The 16,397-nt window shown below is 66.1% G+C and carries 17 protein-coding genes; 7 read left to right on the top strand and 10 right to left on the bottom strand.

What is annotated here, in order from left to right:
* Window positions 1-18: 18 nt before the first annotated feature.
* From BN60_RS25710 to phnN, 5 genes are read left to right on the top strand one after another with little or no spacing between them, the layout of a single operon-like run.
* Window positions 19-846 carry an alpha-D-ribose 1-methylphosphonate 5-phosphate C-P-lyase PhnJ gene (locus BN60_RS25710; RefSeq protein ID WP_051150328.1) on the top strand — a complete coding sequence of 276 codons (828 nt, stop codon included), beginning with the start codon at window positions 19-21 and terminating at the stop codon, window positions 844-846.
* Window positions 843-1,631: a phosphonate C-P lyase system protein PhnK gene (gene phnK, locus BN60_RS25705; protein WP_020699056.1), complete on the top strand. Its 789-nt coding sequence runs from the start codon at window positions 843-845 to the stop codon at window positions 1,629-1,631. The genes BN60_RS25710 and phnK overlap by 4 nt, the downstream gene beginning before the upstream one ends.
* A gap of 32 nt (window positions 1,632-1,663) precedes the next feature.
* A complete protein-coding gene (gene phnL, locus BN60_RS25700; RefSeq protein WP_020699055.1) occupies window positions 1,664-2,392 on the top strand; it encodes a phosphonate C-P lyase system protein PhnL in 729 nt (242 codons plus the stop codon).
* Complete coding sequence (locus BN60_RS25695; RefSeq protein ID WP_020699054.1) at window positions 2,371-3,516, top strand: alpha-D-ribose 1-methylphosphonate 5-triphosphate diphosphatase; 1,146 nt, start codon at window positions 2,371-2,373, stop codon at window positions 3,514-3,516. The genes phnL and BN60_RS25695 overlap by 22 nt, the downstream gene beginning before the upstream one ends.
* A gap of 11 nt (window positions 3,517-3,527) precedes the next feature.
* Window positions 3,528-4,103 (top strand): phosphonate metabolism protein/1,5-bisphosphokinase (PRPP-forming) PhnN, encoded by a 576-nt coding sequence (phnN, locus tag BN60_RS25690; protein ID WP_020699053.1) that lies wholly within the window; start codon window positions 3,528-3,530, stop codon window positions 4,101-4,103.
* Here the strand turns inward: phnN and BN60_RS25685 are convergent.
* From BN60_RS25685 to BN60_RS25650, 8 genes are all read right to left on the bottom strand, one after another.
* Window positions 4,051-4,809, bottom strand: a complete 759-nt coding sequence (locus BN60_RS25685) for a DUF1045 domain-containing protein (RefSeq protein WP_020699052.1) — start codon at window positions 4,807-4,809, stop codon at window positions 4,051-4,053. The genes phnN and BN60_RS25685 overlap by 53 nt on opposite strands.
* On the bottom strand, window positions 4,806-5,654 hold the full coding sequence (gene phnE, locus BN60_RS25680; RefSeq protein WP_020699051.1) for a phosphonate ABC transporter, permease protein PhnE: 849 nt from the start codon (window positions 5,652-5,654) through the stop codon (window positions 4,806-4,808). Before phnE (BN60_RS25680) ends, BN60_RS25685 begins: the two co-directional genes overlap by 4 nt.
* A complete protein-coding gene (phnE, locus tag BN60_RS25675; protein ID WP_020699050.1) occupies window positions 5,654-6,538 on the bottom strand; it encodes a phosphonate ABC transporter, permease protein PhnE in 885 nt (294 codons plus the stop codon). The genes phnE (BN60_RS25680) and phnE (BN60_RS25675) overlap by 1 nt, the downstream gene beginning before the upstream one ends.
* A gap of 34 nt (window positions 6,539-6,572) precedes the next feature.
* A complete protein-coding gene (phnD, locus tag BN60_RS25670) occupies window positions 6,573-7,481 on the bottom strand; it encodes a phosphonate ABC transporter substrate-binding protein (protein ID WP_020699049.1) in 909 nt (302 codons plus the stop codon).
* 39 nt (window positions 7,482-7,520) lie between these two features.
* Window positions 7,521-8,336 carry a phosphonate ABC transporter ATP-binding protein gene (phnC, locus tag BN60_RS25665; protein WP_020699048.1) on the bottom strand — a complete coding sequence of 272 codons (816 nt, stop codon included), beginning with the start codon at window positions 8,334-8,336 and terminating at the stop codon, window positions 7,521-7,523.
* A 106-nt stretch (window positions 8,337-8,442) separates the two neighbouring features.
* On the bottom strand, window positions 8,443-9,828 hold the full coding sequence (locus BN60_RS25660; protein ID WP_020699047.1) for an ATP-binding protein: 1,386 nt from the start codon (window positions 9,826-9,828) through the stop codon (window positions 8,443-8,445).
* Between the two features lie 30 nt (window positions 9,829-9,858).
* Window positions 9,859-10,527 carry a rhomboid family intramembrane serine protease gene (locus BN60_RS25655; RefSeq protein ID WP_020699046.1) on the bottom strand — a complete coding sequence of 223 codons (669 nt, stop codon included), beginning with the start codon at window positions 10,525-10,527 and terminating at the stop codon, window positions 9,859-9,861.
* 326 nt (window positions 10,528-10,853) lie between these two features.
* On the bottom strand, window positions 10,854-12,110 hold the full coding sequence (locus tag BN60_RS25650) for an argininosuccinate synthase (RefSeq protein ID WP_020699045.1): 1,257 nt from the start codon (window positions 12,108-12,110) through the stop codon (window positions 10,854-10,856).
* 110 nt (window positions 12,111-12,220) lie between these two features.
* Between BN60_RS25650 and BN60_RS25645 the strand changes: the two genes are divergently transcribed.
* Complete coding sequence (locus tag BN60_RS25645; RefSeq protein WP_020699044.1) at window positions 12,221-13,252, top strand: class I SAM-dependent methyltransferase; 1,032 nt, start codon at window positions 12,221-12,223, stop codon at window positions 13,250-13,252.
* A gap of 7 nt (window positions 13,253-13,259) precedes the next feature.
* On the opposite strand, the gene rlmN is transcribed toward BN60_RS25645, so the two are convergent.
* Together rlmN and BN60_RS25635 are read right to left on the bottom strand one after the other, a co-directional pair.
* Entirely contained in the window at window positions 13,260-14,402 is a 1,143-nt protein-coding gene (rlmN, locus tag BN60_RS25640) for a dual-specificity RNA methyltransferase RlmN (protein ID WP_020699043.1), read from the bottom strand.
* Between the two features lie 98 nt (window positions 14,403-14,500).
* Entirely contained in the window at window positions 14,501-15,061 is a 561-nt protein-coding gene (locus BN60_RS25635; protein WP_020699042.1) for an RNA methyltransferase, read from the bottom strand.
* Window positions 15,062-15,144: 83 nt separating this feature from the next.
* On the opposite strand from BN60_RS25635, the gene BN60_RS25630 reads away from it, so the two are divergent.
* Window positions 15,145-16,395 (top strand): class I SAM-dependent methyltransferase, encoded by a 1,251-nt coding sequence (locus BN60_RS25630; protein ID WP_020699041.1) that lies wholly within the window; start codon window positions 15,145-15,147, stop codon window positions 16,393-16,395.
* The last annotated feature ends 2 nt before the right edge of the window (window positions 16,396-16,397 follow it).

Raw genomic sequence — 16,397 nt, 5'->3', positions numbered from 1 at the left:
GCCATGCCCGACATCAACATGACCGAGGGCGCGTACAACTACGCCTATCTCGACGAGCAGACCAAGCGGATGATCCGCCGCGCCATCCTGAAGGCGGTGGCCGTGCCGGGCTATCAGGTGCCGTTCGGCGGGCGCGAGATGCCCCTCCCTTACGGTTGGGGCACCGGCGGGATCCAGGTGACGGCCGCCATCATCGGTCGCGACGACACGCTGAAGGTGATCGACCAGGGCGCCGACGACACGACCAATGCCGTGTCGATCCGGCGTTTCTTCGCGCATGTGGCTGACGTCGCTACGACGACTCGCACGGAAGAAGCCACCATCATCCAGACGCGCCATCGCGTGCCGGAGACGCCGCTCAAGGACGGCCAGATCCTGGTCTTCCAGGTGCCGATCCCCGAGCCGTTGCGCATGCTGGAGCCGCGCGAGACCGAGACGCGGACGCTACACGCCCTGTCCGAATACGGCGTCATGCAGGTGAGCCTTTACGAAAGCATCGCCCGGCACGGCCGGATCGCGAAGTCCTACAGTTATCCGGTGATGGTGAACGGGCGCTACATCATGAGCCCTTCACCCATCCCGAAGTTCGACAATCCCAAGCTCGACCGCAGCCCCGCCCTTCAGCTCTACGGCGCCGGCCGCGAGAAGCGCATCTACGCCGTGCCGCCCTACACGCCGGTGAAGAGCCTCGACTTCGACGATCATCCCTTCGAGATCGAGCGCTGGAGTGAGTGCTGCGCCTTCTGCGGCTCCACCGAGAGCTTTCTCGACGAGATGATCGTCGACGATGCCGGCAAGCGTCTGTTCGTCTGTTCCGACACCGACTATTGCGAGGGACGGCGATGAACACGCCGGCGCTTTCGCCTCCCCTCCTCTCGGCCCGCAACATCACCAAGCGCTTCGGCGGCCGCATCGCCTGTCACGATGTGAGCTTCGACCTGTGGCCAGGCGAGGTTCTGGGCATCGTGGGCGAATCGGGGTCGGGCAAGACGACCCTGCTGAACTGCCTGGCTGGCCGCCTCTCGCCCGACGAAGGCTCGGTCACCTACGAGACAGCATCGGCCGGCACCGTCGATGTCCATCGCCTCTCCGAAGCGCGCCGCCGCCTGCTCACGCGCACGGAATGGGGCTTCGTGAACCAGGATGCGCGCGAGGGATTGCGCATGGGCGTGAGCGCCGGTGCCAATATCGGCGAGCGGCTGATGGCCGTGGGCGCGCGCCACTATGGCGAAATCCGCGGCACCGCCGCTGATTGGCTGGGGCGCGTCGAAATCGACGCCGACCGGCTCGACGACCGGCCGACCACTTTCTCCGGCGGCATGCGCCAGCGTCTGCAGATCGCCCGCAACCTCGTGAGCGGGCCACGGCTCGTGTTCATGGACGAGCCGACGGGCGGCCTCGACGTCTCCGTACAGGCGCGCATCCTCGATCTTCTGCGCGGCCTCGTCGAACGGCTGCATCTGTCCGCCGTACTGGTGACCCATGATCTCGGCGTGGCCCGGCTGCTGACCCATCGGCTGATGGTGATGCAGGGCGGTGCCGTCATCGAGGAGGGCCTGACCGATCAGGTCCTCGACGATCCGCAGCACGCCTACACGCAGATGCTCGTCGCCTCGATCCTGCCCGTATGAGCCACCCCGAAAAGAGTTGCGAAGACCCAACCATGCCACCCGCTCTGCGCGTCTCCGGTCTCGCCAAGTCCTTCGTCGTCCACGCGCACGGCGACCTCGCCCTTCCCGTGCTGCACGACGTATCGCTTGCCGTGTCGCCGGGCGAATGCCTGGCTCTCGTCGGCCCCTCCGGAGCTGGCAAGAGCACCCTGTTGCGCTCGCTCTACGGCAACTATCGCGCTGATGCCGGCTCCATCCGCGTTCGACAGGACGATGCCTGGACCGAACTGGTAGGCGCCGAACCGCGCACGGTACTCGACGTGCGCCACCGCACCATGGGCTTCGTCAGCCAGTTCCTGCGCGTGATCCCGCGCGTTGCCGCCGTCGACGTCGTGGCCGAACCGCTGTTGCGTCGGGGCGTCGACGCGACCGAGGCGCGTCACCGCGCCGAGTTCCTTTTAGGCATGCTGGGCATTCCCGCCCGCCTGTGGGCGCTGCCGCCTGCCACCTTCTCGGGTGGTGAGCAGCAGCGCATCAACATCGCGCGGTCGCTGATCGTCGACTATCCGATCCTGCTGCTCGACGAGCCTACGGCTTCGCTCGATGCCGCCAATCGCGACGGGGTGGTCGAGCTGATCTGCCAGCGCCGCGATGCCGGCGCGGCCGTCGTCGGCATCTTTCACGACACCGGCGTGCGCGATGCCGTGGCTACCCGCATCCACGAAGTCCTTCCCCCTGCGTCCCCGGCTGGAGCACCGCCATGCGTAGCGAAACCGTCCTGACCAACGCCCGTGTCGTCACCGCCGACGCCGAGTTCGACGGCACTGTCGTGCTGCACGACGGGCGCATCACCGAAGTCGCGGCAGGCCGCAGCCATATCGCCAGTGCCATCGACCTGGAGGGCGACTATCTCCTGCCCGGCCTGGTCGAGCTGCACACCGACAACATGGAAAAGCACTTCGCGCCGCGGCCTGGCGTGAAGTGGCCGAGTGTCTCGGCCGTCATGGCGCACGACACACAGATCAGCGCCGCTGGCATCACCACCGTCTATGATTCGCTGGCGCTGGGCGACGTGCACGGTAACTCGGACCGGGTGCAGAATCGCGAACGCATGATCGAGGCGGTCTGCGTCGCGGCCGACCGGCAGATGACTCGCGCCGAGCATCGCATCCACCTGCGCTGCGAGATCTCCGCCGACGACGCCGTCGAGGCCGTCGACAAGTGGATCGACCTGCCTCTGGTCGGCCTCGTCTCGATCAACGATCACACGCCCGGGCAGCGTCAGTTCCTCGATCCCGAGAAGCTGAAGCAGTATTACAAGGGCAAGCACGCGATGACCGACGACCAGTTCGAGGAATTCGCGATCCGCGTCACCGAGCTGCATCACCGCAATGCCGCCCGGCACCGCGGCGAGATCGTGAGCCGCGCCCACGCACGTGCCCTGCCGATCGCCAGTCACGACGACGCCACCGAAGCCCACGTCAAGGAAGCCGTCGCGAACGGCATGACCATTGCGGAGTTCCCGACCACGCGAGAGGCGGCCCAGGCGTCGCGCGATGCGGGCCTCGCCGTACTGGTCGGCGCACCCAACCTCGTGCTGGGCGGTTCGCACTCCGGCAACATCGCCGCCATCGACCTGGTGCGCGCCGGCCATGCCGAGATCCTGTCCTCCGACTATGTGCCGGCGAGCCTGATGGAAAGCGTCTTCAAGCTGCCTGCCGCCGGCGTCGGCATCTCGCTGCCGCAGGCGGTGCGGTTGGCATCGCTCAATCCCGCCAAGGCCGTCGGTCTCGGCGACCGCGGCGAGATAGCCGCCGACCGCCGCGCCGACCTTGTGCGTGTCCGCGCCGTCGACGGTGCTGCCGTGGTCCGTGCCGTCTGGCGCGAAGGCGACCGCGTCGTCTGAGGGTGCCCGACATGGATGGCACCCTCGTCTACGTCATGGGCCCCTCGGGCGCCGGCAAGGACTCCGTGCTGGGGCGCGCCCGCGCGCTGCTGCCGGCGGACGCGCCGGTCGTCTTCGCCCATCGCTACATCACGCGGCCGTCGGACATGGGCGGCGAGAACCATGTCTCGTTGAGCCGTGCCGAGTTCGCGACACGCCTCGCCCACGGCCTCTTCGCCTATCACTGGCATGCGCATGGCAACGACTATGGTGTCGGCCGCGAGATCCACGACTGGCGGCGCGCCGGCATGGCCGTGGTGGTGAGCGGCTCGCGCGATCACTTTCAGAAGACCGGCGGCCTTGATTCGCTGGCCCGCCCGGTACTGATCACCGCCTCGCAGAGGCGTCTTGAGCAGCGTCTGGCCATCCGGGGTCGCGAGACCGCAACTCAGGCGGCGGCCCGGCTCGACCGCGCCGACGCCTACAGGATCGACGATCCGCGACTGACGACGATCGTCAACGATGGCCCTCTGGACGAAGCGGCAACCCGCTTCGTCACGCTGCTTGCCACACTTGCGTACTCAGGCGACGTCCTCCGCCGAGCCTGAAGCGCGCCAGCACCGAGAAGGGCCGGCCCTGGCCAGACTGGCGGAAGACACAAAGGTCGCGCACCGCCAGCGGCCGGTCGATTTCACCACCAAAGCGGCGGCGCAGCTCCGCGAGAACCATCTGGCGTTCTCGCTCGTCGGGCAGACGGCCGCTCAAGGTGAGGTGGAAGCGCCAATGCTCCAGCACATAGGGATAACCCCAGCGCACCAGTAGATCGTCCTGGCGCTGCGACAGGCCCGAGCTGCGCCGGCGCGCCAGTTCGGCCTCGTCGGCCGGCCGGCGGAGCTCGTCGAACTCGACGACGCATTGGTCGGCAAGATCGTGAAGCTCGGTACAGCGCGCGCCCGGAACCAGGGCAAGGAAACCCGATAGCTCGGCCAGCTCCATCGTCGGCACGGTGATTGGCCGCTGGCCCACGGCGAAACGCCCAACGGCGTCGAGCAGGTCGCGCTCCGTGGCGCCGTCAGCGAGCGCGATCGGGGCTTTCAGGGTGCCGTGAAACCCGTAGAGCCGGGGTTCGGCAACGATGGCGGCCAGCCGCTCGTAGGCGATGCCGGCCACCGGAACGAGAGCGCGGCTCTGGCCCGTTTCGGCATTGCGGCCCAGCCATTGAGTTGCGGCGCGGGCCAGCGGTTCGTCGGCTCGCGGCGCGTAATAGAGGGCGTATCGGGGCGTTTCGGCCGGATCGGAAGGCAGATCGGTCAAACGGCTCCTCCTCCACGCCGGCCGATCATGGCAAAGCGCAGCTTGCTCGAAAGGAAGTCGATAGCGGCCACAGCCACCAGGATCATCAGGACGATGAAGGAGGTCTGTTGCAGCTCGAGGGTTCGGATTGCTTCGGCGAGATGCAGGCCGATGCCGCCTGCTCCGACGATGCCGATGATCGAAGCCGACCGCGTGTTGGACTCGAAGTAGTAGAGGATCTGGCTCATCAGCACCGGAAAGACTTCGGGCAAGATGCCGAAGCGAATGCCGAGGATATGGCTGCCGCCAGTCGAGGTGATGCCTTCGACAGGCTTGCGGTCCGCAGCCTCGATCGCCTCGGAGAAGAGCTTGCCGAAGCTGCCGATGTCGGCGGTCATGATGGCGAGCGCTCCGGCGAAGGGTCCGAGGCCGACGACGTTGATCCAGATCAGCGCCCACACAAGGATATCGACGCTGCGGATCGTATCGAGAGAGCGGCGCGACAGGAAACGCACGACACGTTGAGCCGTCACGTTGCGCGCCGCCAGCAGGGCGACCGGCAGGGCCACCACGGCCGCCGACAAGGTGCCGAGCAGGGCAATGGCCACCGTCTCCAATAGCGAGATCGAGTAGGTTTTGACGTGAGCCCACGAACCTGGGTCGGGCGGCAGCATGAGGCTCACGATCTCGAACAGCCGTCCCAGGCCGGAAAGCAGGGTGCCATCGAAGAAGCCGAGACGCCCCATGGCGTAGATCAGCAGAGCGAACAGGCCCAGGCCAATCGCTGCCATGGTGAAACGGTTGCGGTCGAAGCGCTGGAAATGTTCGGGATAGCGCTGGCGCATGGGCGGCGTCGGGGACGACATCAGGACTTCCCTTCCAGACCAATCAGGCGATGCCGGGCCTTGGACGTAAGCATGTCGATCACCGCCACCGTCAGCAGGATCAGCACCAGAATGGCGGAGACGTCCGAGTAGTAGAACTTGCGGATGGCCTCGACGAGGTCCTGGCCGATGCCGCCGGCGCCGACGAACCCCATGACGGCCGCCTCGCGCACGTTGATCTCGAACCGCAGCAGCGTGTAGCTGGTGAAGTTCGACATGACCTGCGGCAGCGCGCCGAAACGCATGGCGACATGCCAGGACGAGCCGGTCGACGACACACCCTCGACCGGCTTCATGTCGATATTCTCGATGACCTCGGCAAAGAGTTTGGTGAGCACGCCGAATGTGTGGACGATGACGGCCAGCACACCCGCCATCGGGCCGAGCCCGAAGGAAATGACGAAGATCAGCGCCAGCACCAGGGTCGGCACGGTACGGCAAACTTCACCGAAGCGGCGCACGACGACGCGCAGCCAGCGCGACGGCGCCACGTTGGCCGCAGCCAGAAAGGCCAGGACAAGGGCCACGCCCGCCCCCAGCACGGTGCCGACATAGGCCATGAGCAGGGTTTCGCCGAGCAGCCTCAGCCAGCGCGGCAGACCCCAGAACCACTCGCCGAGGTCGGTCCAGACCGGCTGTCCACTTTCGAGAAAGAACAGCCGTACGATGTAGCTCGGGAAGCGATGAATGTTCGCCGCGAGCTTGGAGAGCGAAACCTCGGCCGAGACCGAGGCCAGCAGAATTGCCACCACGACACACGCCAGGATCAGCAGCGTGTGCCGGCGACGGCTGCGAACCGACGCATTGTAGGCTGCCAGCAAGGGCTGGAGCTGCGCCTCGGGCAGCCGGACGACGTGCGTACTCACTCGAGCGATGCGCCCGGGACGACGAACGCTTGGTTCAGCTCTTCTGCTTGCGCAGCTGGTCGACGAACTTGATCAGCTCGACCACCGGCTCATAGGTCTTGGCGTCAACCTTGGCGAAGCCGCGGTCCTTGCCGTCGGACAGCTTGTCGAAGGCGGCCTTGGCCTTGGTCGGCGCCTCGTCGAACGCCTTGACGATGGCCGCCTTGAGATCGGGCGGCAGGCTGGCGAGGTAGGCGAAGGGCGAGTTGGGGATCAGGTCCGACTTCGAGATGATGCGGAAGTCGTCCAGTTTCGCGAGGCCCTTGGATACCATGCGCGTCAGGTTCGAGTCGTTCTCCGCATTCCACCAGTTGGCGGCGGCATCGACCGTCTTCTGCTGCAGCGCGATGATCGCATTTTCGTGGCTGCCCGTATACGTGACGCGCGCGAAGAACGTGTCCGGGTTGATCTTGAGCTTGTTCAGGGTGAAACGCGGCACGTTGTTGCCTGAGGTCGAGTTGGGATCGACCAGGCCCAGGTTCTTGCCCTTGAGGTCTTCGATCGTCCTGTAGGGGCTGTCGGCGCGCACATAGAAGACCGAGTGGTAACCCATCGTGCCGTCGTTGTTCACGGTCGTGACGAAGGGCTCGACCTTCACGCCGGTGACGATGGCGCGAGCGTAGGAGGCGGGGCCGTAGCCGGCGAGATGGATGCTGCCGTTGCGCTGGCCTTCGATCACCGCGGCATAGTCGTTGGCGATACGAAGAGTCACCTTCGTGCCGAGTTCCTTCGACAGATACTCGATGAACGGGCCATAGCGCTCGGTGACGCCCGACGCGTTCTCGGCCGGAATGACGGCGAACACCAGTTCGGGATAGGCGCTGCGCCAGCTTTGGGCATGGGCGGCACCGGCAAACGAAACAGCGGCGAGGGCAGCGCCTAGCGCGAGACGACGGGTAAGCATGATTGTTCTCCTTGGAAAGACGCAGCAACGCGAGAGAGATCAGGAGCCCGCGAGGGCAAAGCCCGGCCGGATGCCAGCCGGCAACATCGGGGGCGGAGCGGCATGGCCGACCACATCGCCCGCCTCGAGCCCATAGAGATCGCGGGCCGTGGCATCGGTGAGGGCGGCCGGAGCACCGTCGAACACCACCCGGCCGCCGGACATGCCGACCAGCCGGTCGCAGTAGCTGCGCGCTAGATCGAGGCTGTGGAGGTTGCAGATCACGGTGATGCCGAGATGGCGGTTGATGTGCTGCAGCGCATCCATCACCACCTGCGTGTTGCGCGGATCAAGCGAGGCGATCGGCTCGTCGGCCAGCACGATGTCGGGTTCCTGGACCAACGCGCGGGCGATGGCGACCCGCTGCTGCTGGCCACCGGACAGGGTCTCGGCGCGCTGGCCGGCCAGCCGCGCCATGTCGAGGCTCTCGAGTGCCGACAGCGCCTGCGCCTTCTCGTCGTCGGTCCACATCTTCAGAAGCGCGCGCGAGGGTGGCATATGGAAGGCGCGACCCATCAACACGTTGGTCAGCACATCGAGCCGGCCCGCAAGGTTGAACTGCTGGAAGATCATGGCGCATCGCGCCCGCCAGGCCCGCAGCGGGCGACCACGCAGGGCTGTGATATCAGTGTCGCCGAACAGGATGCGGCCGGACGTCGGCTCGCCCAGGCGATTGATCATGCGCAGCAAGGTCGACTTGCCGGCGCCGGACCGGCCGATCACGCCGACAAGCTGACCAACGGGCACGGTGAGAGACACGCCGTCGACGGCATGCTTGCCGCCAAAGCTCTTGGTAATCCCTTCCAGTCGCAGCACCGTACCCCCAACCTGCCCAAGGCGTTGCCCAGTCGGTGGGTAGCGGCCACAGGCTGCGATGGCGCTACGGTTCGATTACAAAGAAAAGACGATCGGTGGAGAAGAGCTATCGCACGGCGGGCAAAGTCACCGTAAACGTCGAGCCCTTGCCGGGACTGCTCTGGATGTCGAGCCGGCCGCGATGGCGGTTGACCACATGCTTCACGATGGCCAAACCGAGACCCGTTCCGCCGAGCTGGCGCGAGCGCGCGGTATCGACCCGATAGAAGCGCTCGGTGAGGCGCGGCAGATGGGTAGCGGGAATGCCATCGCCCTCGTCGCTCACGGCGACAGCCACCCGATCCGGGCCAACCGGACGCACCGCAATCCGTACGGCCGTGGCCGGCCGTGCATACTTCACGGCGTTGTCGATCAGGTTCTGAAACACGATCGTGAGCTCGTCGAAATCGCCGACGGCCGGCGGCAGTGCTGGGTCGAGGTCGAGCTCGATCTTCACGTTGCGCGAGGAGGCCTTGAGCTGCAGCAGATCCATTACCGAATGCAACACACGGCCGAGATCGACGGCGGCATCCGGCCGCGCGTGCTCGTGCTGCTCGATGCGCGACAGCATCAGGAGATCGTCGACCAGCCGGCGCATCCGGTCAGCCTGCTCGGCCATGATGCCGAGGAAGCGCTCGCGCGCCGCGGCATCGTCGCGCGCCGGCCCGCGCAGGGTTTCGATGAAGCCCGCGAGGCCCGCGATCGGCGTCTTGAGCTCGTGACTGGCATTGGCCACGAAATCGGCGCGCATGCGCTCGGCGCGGCGCAACGCCGTCGTATCGTGCAGCACGATCAGCGCCAGCGAGCCGTCAGCCGCGGCGCGCGGTAAGCGGCGCAGATGGGCGATGAGGTCGAGTTCGGGCGGTCCAGCCAGCGCCAGCTCCACCGCGATCTGGTCGGCCCTGGAGAAGTTGCCGTCGGCGCCCGTTTCGAGCAAGGCATCGACGGCCGCAAGAAGTTGCGGCTGGCGCAACACCGTCGATAGATCGCGTTCGGGGCCAACAGCGCCGAGCAGCGAAGCAGCCGCAAGATTGGTGCGCACGATTCGGCGCTGGCGATCGACCGAAATCAGCGGATCGGGCAGGCCGTCGACGATCGCCTGGGCGGAAGCCGCCAGATTGTCGATAGAAGCGCGTTGGCGGCGCCAGCCGACCGCCAGGGTCGCCGCCGCCGTTGCCAGTTCCTCGGTGGCCGGCGCGAACGAGAGCCGCGGCATGACCGGCTCGCGCTCGTCGGAGAGTTCGCCGACGAAGCGGGCAAAGCGCGCCAGCGTGCCGAGATAGCGCTGCACCAGCAGCCCGGTGAGGAGGGCGATGCCTGCCATGGCAATCAGCGTGGCGCGACCATTGAGCTCGCCCACGCCGTAGAGAATGACGAGCGCGCCCCAGGATGGGGCCAGCACCACCGCGTTGGCGAGGAGCGTGCGGCGCAAGGGAATCGCCTGTTCGGCCATGCCCCGACTATAGCCCGGTTTGTTAACCGGCTAAGTCGGTCCGTTCGTTAGGCGAGGTGCAAAGAAGCGGATGGCCAGGAGGCCAAAGACAAAACCAGCGATATGCGCCACCCAGGCAATCGACTCGCCGCCAGCTCCGGGCGCACCACCGAACAGGCCAAAGAAGACGTTGAGACCAATCCAGATGGCGGCAACCGGCAACAGCGAGGTCAGGCTGCCGACGTAGCGCATCAACATGAGCACGGCGCCGAAGACACCGCTGATCGATCCCGAAGCGCCGACCACGGGATCGGGCGAGCCCGGATAGACCAGGATGTGCACGAAGCCCGACACCACACCGCACACCAAGTAGAACAGGACAAACCGCTTCACGCCCAGCAGCCGCTCGACCGGCGCGCCGAAGGCCGCCAAGGTCAGCATATTGATGCCGAGATGCATCCAGCCGCCATGCAGGAACTGATAGGTGATGGGCGCCACGATGAGCGAAAGGAGATCGTGGTTCGGGTCCGACGTATAGGCGGCGGGGACCAGCCCGAACCGCAGGATGATCTCCTGGTCGGCCTGTTCACCCAGCAGTTGGCGCAACAGCTGGACGGCGACGTTGATGCCGATCAGCCAGAGTACGGCCGGCGGCAGGTTTATCGCCCGCTCGCTCGTGCCGCGCCCCCGTCCCGGACGGTCGCCGTCATCGAAAGGCATCAGAGACTCCGTAAGAAACAACGTCGTGCAACGGCTTGCTTAGCGGTTTAGCCGGCGTGAGCCCAGCCCAAGAAAAGGACCGCCCGGTGTCAAAGCTGGCAAGCCGCACAGGGTTGCCGCACTCCTCATTTCACAGAATGGATTACCCGCCGCCGCCGCGGTCCGACCGAAAAACAGCAAGATTTCGTCCGGAACGGCGAAAAACCGGGCATGCTCGGTGTTTTTCGGCCCCCGGAGGAGAGGGCGGATAGTCAGCCGGAACGCTGCCATCGATGTCACCCAGGCGATGACATCGAAGGACGAATTGACCTAGGGGAGCCCGAAGATCAGGTCTTCGGTCCGCCCTGGCCCAGGGCCCGCAGCCTGAGGCGCAGTGCGTTCAGCTTGATGAACCCTTCGGCGTCGCGCTGATCGTAGGCGCCCTGGTCTTCCTCGAAGGTCACGTGCTGCATCGAGTAGAGAGACTTGGGCGACTTGCGGCCGACGACCGTGGTGTTGCCCTTGTAGAGCTTGAGCCGCACCGTGCCGGTGACGTTCTCCTGGCTCTTGTCGATCAGGGCCTGGAGCATCTCGCGCTCCGGCGAGTACCAGAAGCCGAAATAGACCAGCTCGGCATACTTCGGCATCAGCTCGTCCTTGAGGTGCCCCGCACCGCGGTCGAGGGTGATCGATTCGATGCCGCGATGCGCCGCGTAGAGGATCGTACCGCCCGGCGTCTCGTAGATGCCGCGGCTCTTCATGCCGACGAAGCGGTTCTCGACCAGGTCGAGGCGGCCGATGCCGTTGGCCTTGCCCAGCTCGTTCAGCTTGGTGAGCAGGGTCGCGGGCGACATCTTCACGCCGTCGATGGCGACAGGATCGCCCTTCTCGAAGTCGATGGTGATGTAGGTCGCCTTGTCGGGCGCGGCCTCGGGCGAGATGGTGCGCTGATAGACGATCTCGTCGGCCTCCTCCCAGGGATCTTCCAGGATCTTGCCCTCGCTGGAGGAGTGCAGGAGGTTGGCGTCGACCGAGAACGGCGCCTCGCCGCGCTTGTCCTTGGCGATGGGAATCTGATGCGTCTCGGCGAACTCGAGCAGCTTGGTGCGCGAGGTGAGTTCCCACTCGCGCCAAGGCGCGATCACCTTGATGTCGGGCTTCAGCGCATAGTAGCTGAGCTCGAAGCGGACCTGGTCGTTGCCCTTGCCGGTGGCGCCGTGACAGACGGCATCGGCGCCGACCTCGCGCGCGATCTCGATCTGGCGCTTGGCGATCAGCGGCCGGGCGATCGAGGTGCCGAGCAGGTACTGGCCCTCGTAGAGGGCGTTGGCACGGAACATCGGAAAGACGAAGTCCTTCACGAACTCTTCGCGCACATCGTCGATGAAGATGTTCTGCGGCTTGATACCCAGCAGTTCCGCCTTCTGACGTGCCGGCCCGAGCTCCTCGCCCTGGCCAAGGTCGGCGGTGTAGGTCACCACCTCGCAGGCATAGGTGGTCTGCAGCCACTTCAGGATCACCGAAGTGTCGAGGCCGCCGGAATAGGCCAGGACGACCTTCTTGATGTCGCCCTTCCTGTGGGGGCCGGTATAAGAAACGCTCATGCTGGCGGCTTTCGTGTCCGTTCGGTGAAGGCGCGCGAATATAGCGGCCGACCCCGTTGGGGCAAGGGTGCCGCAAAGTCGCTATAATGGGCAGAACAGTTCCGTCGCACATGGTTTCCGCCCTCGACCGCCTGAGCTACGCCGCCCGCCAGACCGCGCGGGTCGCTTGGTATGCCGGCCACTATGCGGCCGGCCGCCGCCTGCTGAAGCCCCTGCCGAAGCCTGATTTTCCCATAGGGCCGACCCCGACCCGGGCCGAGCTGACGGCCGACCTGCGTGGCCTGTTCGAGCGGGAATGGCAGGATATCGCGGCCGGACTGTTTGCCGCCCCCACCCTGCCCGGCCCCGATCCGGCCGAGCTGTTGCGCCGCAGCGCGCTCTATTTCCGCGACCTACCCAAGGTCGACGCCCGCCGCCACGGCCGCATCAACGACGAGCCGAACCACCACGAAGCCAATGCGCACCTGCCGCGCTACTACCGGCAGAATTTCCACTTCCAGAGCGGCGGCTGGCTCACTGAGGAGTCCGCGACGATCTACGACACGCAGGTCGAGGTGCTGTTCACCGGCGCCGCCGACGCCATGCGCCGACGCATGCTGCGGCCGATCGCCGAATGGATGAAGGGACGCCGCCAGCGCGAGGTGCTGGGTCTCGATATCGGCTGCGGCACCGGTCGGCTGCTCGCCTTCCTGCATGGCGCCTGGCCGGGCATGAGGCTTACCGGCATCGACCTCAGCGCGCCTTACCTGGAGGAAGCCCGCCGTCTCATCGGCCGCACCGCGCGCGTAAAGCTTCTCGAGGCCGCGGCCGAAGCGTTGCCCTTCGACGATGCCAGCCTCGACCTCGTGGTCTCCTCGTTCCTGCTGCACGAGCTGCCGAAGAAGGTTCGCGCCGAGGCCCTGGCAGAGATGGCGCGCGTCGTGAAGCACGGCGGGCTGGTCGTGATCGTCGAGTCGATCCAGAAGGGCGACAAGCCGGACTGGGACGGCCTGCTCGACCTCTTCCCCTACTACTTCCACGAGCCGTATTACGCGGAGTATGCGAACGGCAGCATCGACGCCTGGTGTAATGCGGCAGGGCTGAAGCCGGTCGCCAGCGAGCGGGCCTTCCTCGCGTGCGTCAACGCTTACACGAAGGGCTGAGGCCCGATTAGAGAACGACCTTTTCGCGCCGGCCGCGCTGGCTCGCGCTCTTGAGCTGGCCGCAGGCAGCGAAGATGTCGCGGCCACGCGGCGTGCGCACCGGCGCGCTGAGGCCGCCGTCGTTCACGATCTCGGCGAAGCGATGGATGCGATTGTTGGAGCTGCACTCGTAAGGAGCGCCCGGCCACGGGTTGAACGGGATCAGGTTCACCTTGGCGTGGATCGGCTTCAGGATACGCACCAGCTCTCGGGCATCGGCGTCGCTGTCGTTGACGCCTTTCAGCATGGCGTATTCGAAGGTGATGCGCCGGCTGTTCCGGGCGCCGGGATAGGCGGCGCAGGCGGCCAGCAGCTCGGCGATCGGCCACTTCTTGTTGATCGGCACCAGCGTGTCGCGCACCTCGTCGTTCACGGCATGCAGCGATACCGCGAGGTTGACGTCGAGCACGTCGCCCACCTTGGGAATCATCGGCACGACGCCTGAGGTCGAGAGCGTGATGCGACGACGACTGAGCGCGATGCCCTGCTCGTCCATGACGATCTTCAGCGCGGTCGCCACATTGTCGAAATTGTACAGCGGCTCGCCCATGCCCATCATGACGATGTTGGAGAGCATGCGCGTCGTCTCGGTCGGCGTCGGCCATTCGCCGTAGCTGTCGCGCGCCACCATAAACTGACCGACGATCTCGTCCGGCGCCAGGTTGCGCACCAGCGGCTGGGTGCCGGTGTGGCAGAAAGTGCAGGTGAGCGTGCAGCCGACCTGGCTGGAGACGCAGACCGACCCGCGATCCTGCTCCGGAATGTTGACCGTCTCGGCCTCGTTGCCGTCGGGGAATCGCAGCAGCCATTTGCGCGTGCCGTCGACCGAACGCTGCTCGGTCACGATCTCGGGGCGCGCGATGACGAAGAGCTCGGCCAGCCGGTCGCGCGTCTTCTTGGCGATGTTGGTCATGCGCTCGAAATCGGTGACGCCATGCCAGTAGATCCACTGCCAGACCTGACGCGCGCGGAACGGCTCGAGCCCCGCCTCGACGAGCGTCGTCTTCAGATCGTCGCGCGACAGGCCGATCAGGTTGCGGCGCAGGTCGTTGCGGCCGTGCGCGGGGCGCGGCTCGACGATTTGCAGCGGTTCGGAGGGCAGAATGGCCATGGAGCGCGTGAGATAGTCGCGCCGCCCCTCCGGCGCAACTACGCGAGAGCATTTCTCAGCCAGCCAAGCTCGGCAGGCTGAAAAATGCTTGGGCCAATCTATTGTTTTGCCTCGGCTTTTTGCCGCAGGCGCTGGCGGCGCTTGTACATCGGCTCGCCGAATACCGGCAGCTCGACCGCCTCCGTGGGCGCCCCCTCGGCAACCGGGCGCGGGGCGTGGCGGCCAAGGCTCACCAGCCGGTCGTACATGACCAAGGCCCCGGCGACGCCGAGATTGACCGAAAAACGCATCGGAATCTTCACGATGTAGTCGCAGAGAGACTGCACATCCTTCGACAGCCCCTCCCGCTCGGCGCCCAGGATATAGGCGGCCTGGCGCGGGTGCCGGAAGGTCGGCAGTTCGATCGCATCGTCGGTGATCTCGATGCCGATCAGCCGGCAGCCCACAGGCAGGCGGAAGCTTTCGAGGTCGCCGAAATGGTAGGTCGGCACCGAGCGTGGCGTGTCGGAGGTATCGCTATGGCCGCCTTCCCGCCGGTTGTACTGGGCGCGAAGCGTGAACACGAAGGCTGCATCGAAGGCATGGGCGGTCCGGAACAAGGTCCCCACGTTCACAGCCTTGCTGATGCCTTCCACACCGATACCGAAATAGCCTTTCATGGCCCCCTGATTTGTTGCACTAATGATTCGCTGGCGCCGCCGCCCTCCCGGTAGCGCCCCGCCCGTCGTCAAACAAGGCCCGAATGACCGTACCGTCGCCGTTGGATGAAGTCCGCGCCCAATACGAAGCGTTGCCCTATCCGGCGCGCGACCCGCGCGACGAGGCAATCAGGCTGGTCACGGGCACACCGAGCCACATCCTCGAAATCAACCACTACCTGTTCTCGGGCCGGCTGAATTTCATCCGGCCCTTTCGGGCGCTCGTGGCCGGCGGCGGCACCGGCGATGCCTGCATCATGCTGGCCCAGCAACTCGTCGACAGGCGCTGTCCTGGCGAGGTGGTCTATCTTGACCTTTCTACGGCGTCGCGGCAGGTCTGCGAGGCCCGCGCCAAGGCCCGCGGCCTGCGCAACATCCAGTTCCTGACCGGCTCCCTGCTCGACCTGCCGTCGATGAAGATCGGGCAGTTCGACTACATCGATTGCACCGGTGTGCTGCATCACCTGCCCGACCCGACAGCCGGCATGCAGGCACTGGCGAGCGTCCTGCACCCCGAGGGCGGCATCGGCGTCATGCTCTATGGCGAATACGGCCGCAGCGGCGTCTATCCCTTGCAGCAGATGCTGCAAACCCTGGCGCCGCTGTCGATGGCGCTGGAAGACCGGCTGGCGATGGCCAAGCGGCTCATCCGCTTCCTGCCCACCACCAACCTGTTCCGCCGCAATCCCTACCTCAACGATCACGTGACCGGCGGCGACGCGGGCCTCTACGACCTGCTGCTGCACAGCTGCGACCGGGCGTTCACGGTGCCGGAGATCAGCGCGATGACCGCCGCATCCGGCCTGCGCGTTGTCGCCTTCCTGGAGCCGGTGCGCTACGAGCCGGCCACCTACATGAGCGATCCGGTGATCGCCCGGCAGACCAGTTCCCTGCCGTTGATCGAACGCGCCGCCTTCGCCGAACGGCTGGCCGGCAACCTGCGCACCCATATTTTCTATGCTACGCGCGCCGGCTTCGACACGGTGGCACGGCCCGAAGACACGTCGGCGATCCCGGTCCTGCGCGAAATGGATGCGCAGAAGCTCGCCGCCGGCCTGCAGCCGGGCGCCCCCTTGATCGCCAACCTCGATGGCTTCCCCTGGCGGGCCCAGCTTCCGTCGCTGGCGCCGCGCATCGTCTCGCAGATCGACGGCCGTCGTACTGTTGCCGAGATCTACACGTCGCTCGGCGCCCAAGGCGGGCTGCCGCAGTGGGAGGATTTCTACACACAGTTCGAAGACCTCTACGTCAAGCTGAACGGCGTCAACCACCTGCTGCTGCGCTTCCGCACCTAGGC

This window comes from Reyranella massiliensis 521 (genome assembly GCF_000312425.1).
GTDB classification, from domain to species: domain Bacteria; phylum Pseudomonadota; class Alphaproteobacteria; order Reyranellales; family Reyranellaceae; genus Reyranella; species Reyranella massiliensis.
This window is presented reverse-complemented; position numbering and strand designations above follow the sequence as displayed.

What these genes read in the sequence shown, in the direction of transcription:
- phnK (WP_020699056.1), top strand. Translation starts at nt 843, where the DNA reads ATGAACACGCCGGCGCTTTCGCCTCCCCTCCTCTCGGCCCGCAACATC.
- phnL (WP_020699055.1), top strand. Translation starts at nt 1,664, where the DNA reads ATGCCACCCGCTCTGCGCGTCTCCGGTCTCGCCAAGTCCTTCGTCGTC.
- BN60_RS25655 (WP_020699046.1), bottom strand. Translation starts at nt 10,527, where the DNA reads ATGCCTTTCGATGACGGCGACCGTCCGGGACGGGGGCGCGGCACGAGC.
- rlmN (WP_020699043.1), bottom strand. Translation starts at nt 14,402, where the DNA reads ATGGCCATTCTGCCCTCCGAACCGCTGCAAATCGTCGAGCCGCGCCCC.
- phnE (WP_020699051.1), bottom strand. Translation starts at nt 5,654, where the DNA reads ATGTCGTCCCCGACGCCGCCCATGCGCCAGCGCTATCCCGAACATTTC.
- BN60_RS25635 (WP_020699042.1), bottom strand. Translation starts at nt 15,061, where the DNA reads ATGAAAGGCTATTTCGGTATCGGTGTGGAAGGCATCAGCAAGGCTGTG.
- BN60_RS25630 (WP_020699041.1), top strand. Translation starts at nt 15,145, where the DNA reads ATGACCGTACCGTCGCCGTTGGATGAAGTCCGCGCCCAATACGAAGCG.
- BN60_RS25660 (WP_020699047.1), bottom strand. Translation starts at nt 9,828, where the DNA reads ATGGCCGAACAGGCGATTCCCTTGCGCCGCACGCTCCTCGCCAACGCG.
- phnD (WP_020699049.1), bottom strand. Translation starts at nt 7,481, where the DNA reads ATGCTTACCCGTCGTCTCGCGCTAGGCGCTGCCCTCGCCGCTGTTTCG.
- BN60_RS25710 (WP_051150328.1), top strand. Translation starts at nt 19, where the DNA reads ATGACCGAGGGCGCGTACAACTACGCCTATCTCGACGAGCAGACCAAG.
- BN60_RS25650 (WP_020699045.1), bottom strand. Translation starts at nt 12,110, where the DNA reads ATGAGCGTTTCTTATACCGGCCCCCACAGGAAGGGCGACATCAAGAAG.
- BN60_RS25695 (WP_020699054.1), top strand. Translation starts at nt 2,371, where the DNA reads ATGCGTAGCGAAACCGTCCTGACCAACGCCCGTGTCGTCACCGCCGAC.
- phnN (WP_020699053.1), top strand. Translation starts at nt 3,528, where the DNA reads ATGGATGGCACCCTCGTCTACGTCATGGGCCCCTCGGGCGCCGGCAAG.
- BN60_RS25645 (WP_020699044.1), top strand. Translation starts at nt 12,221, where the DNA reads ATGGTTTCCGCCCTCGACCGCCTGAGCTACGCCGCCCGCCAGACCGCG.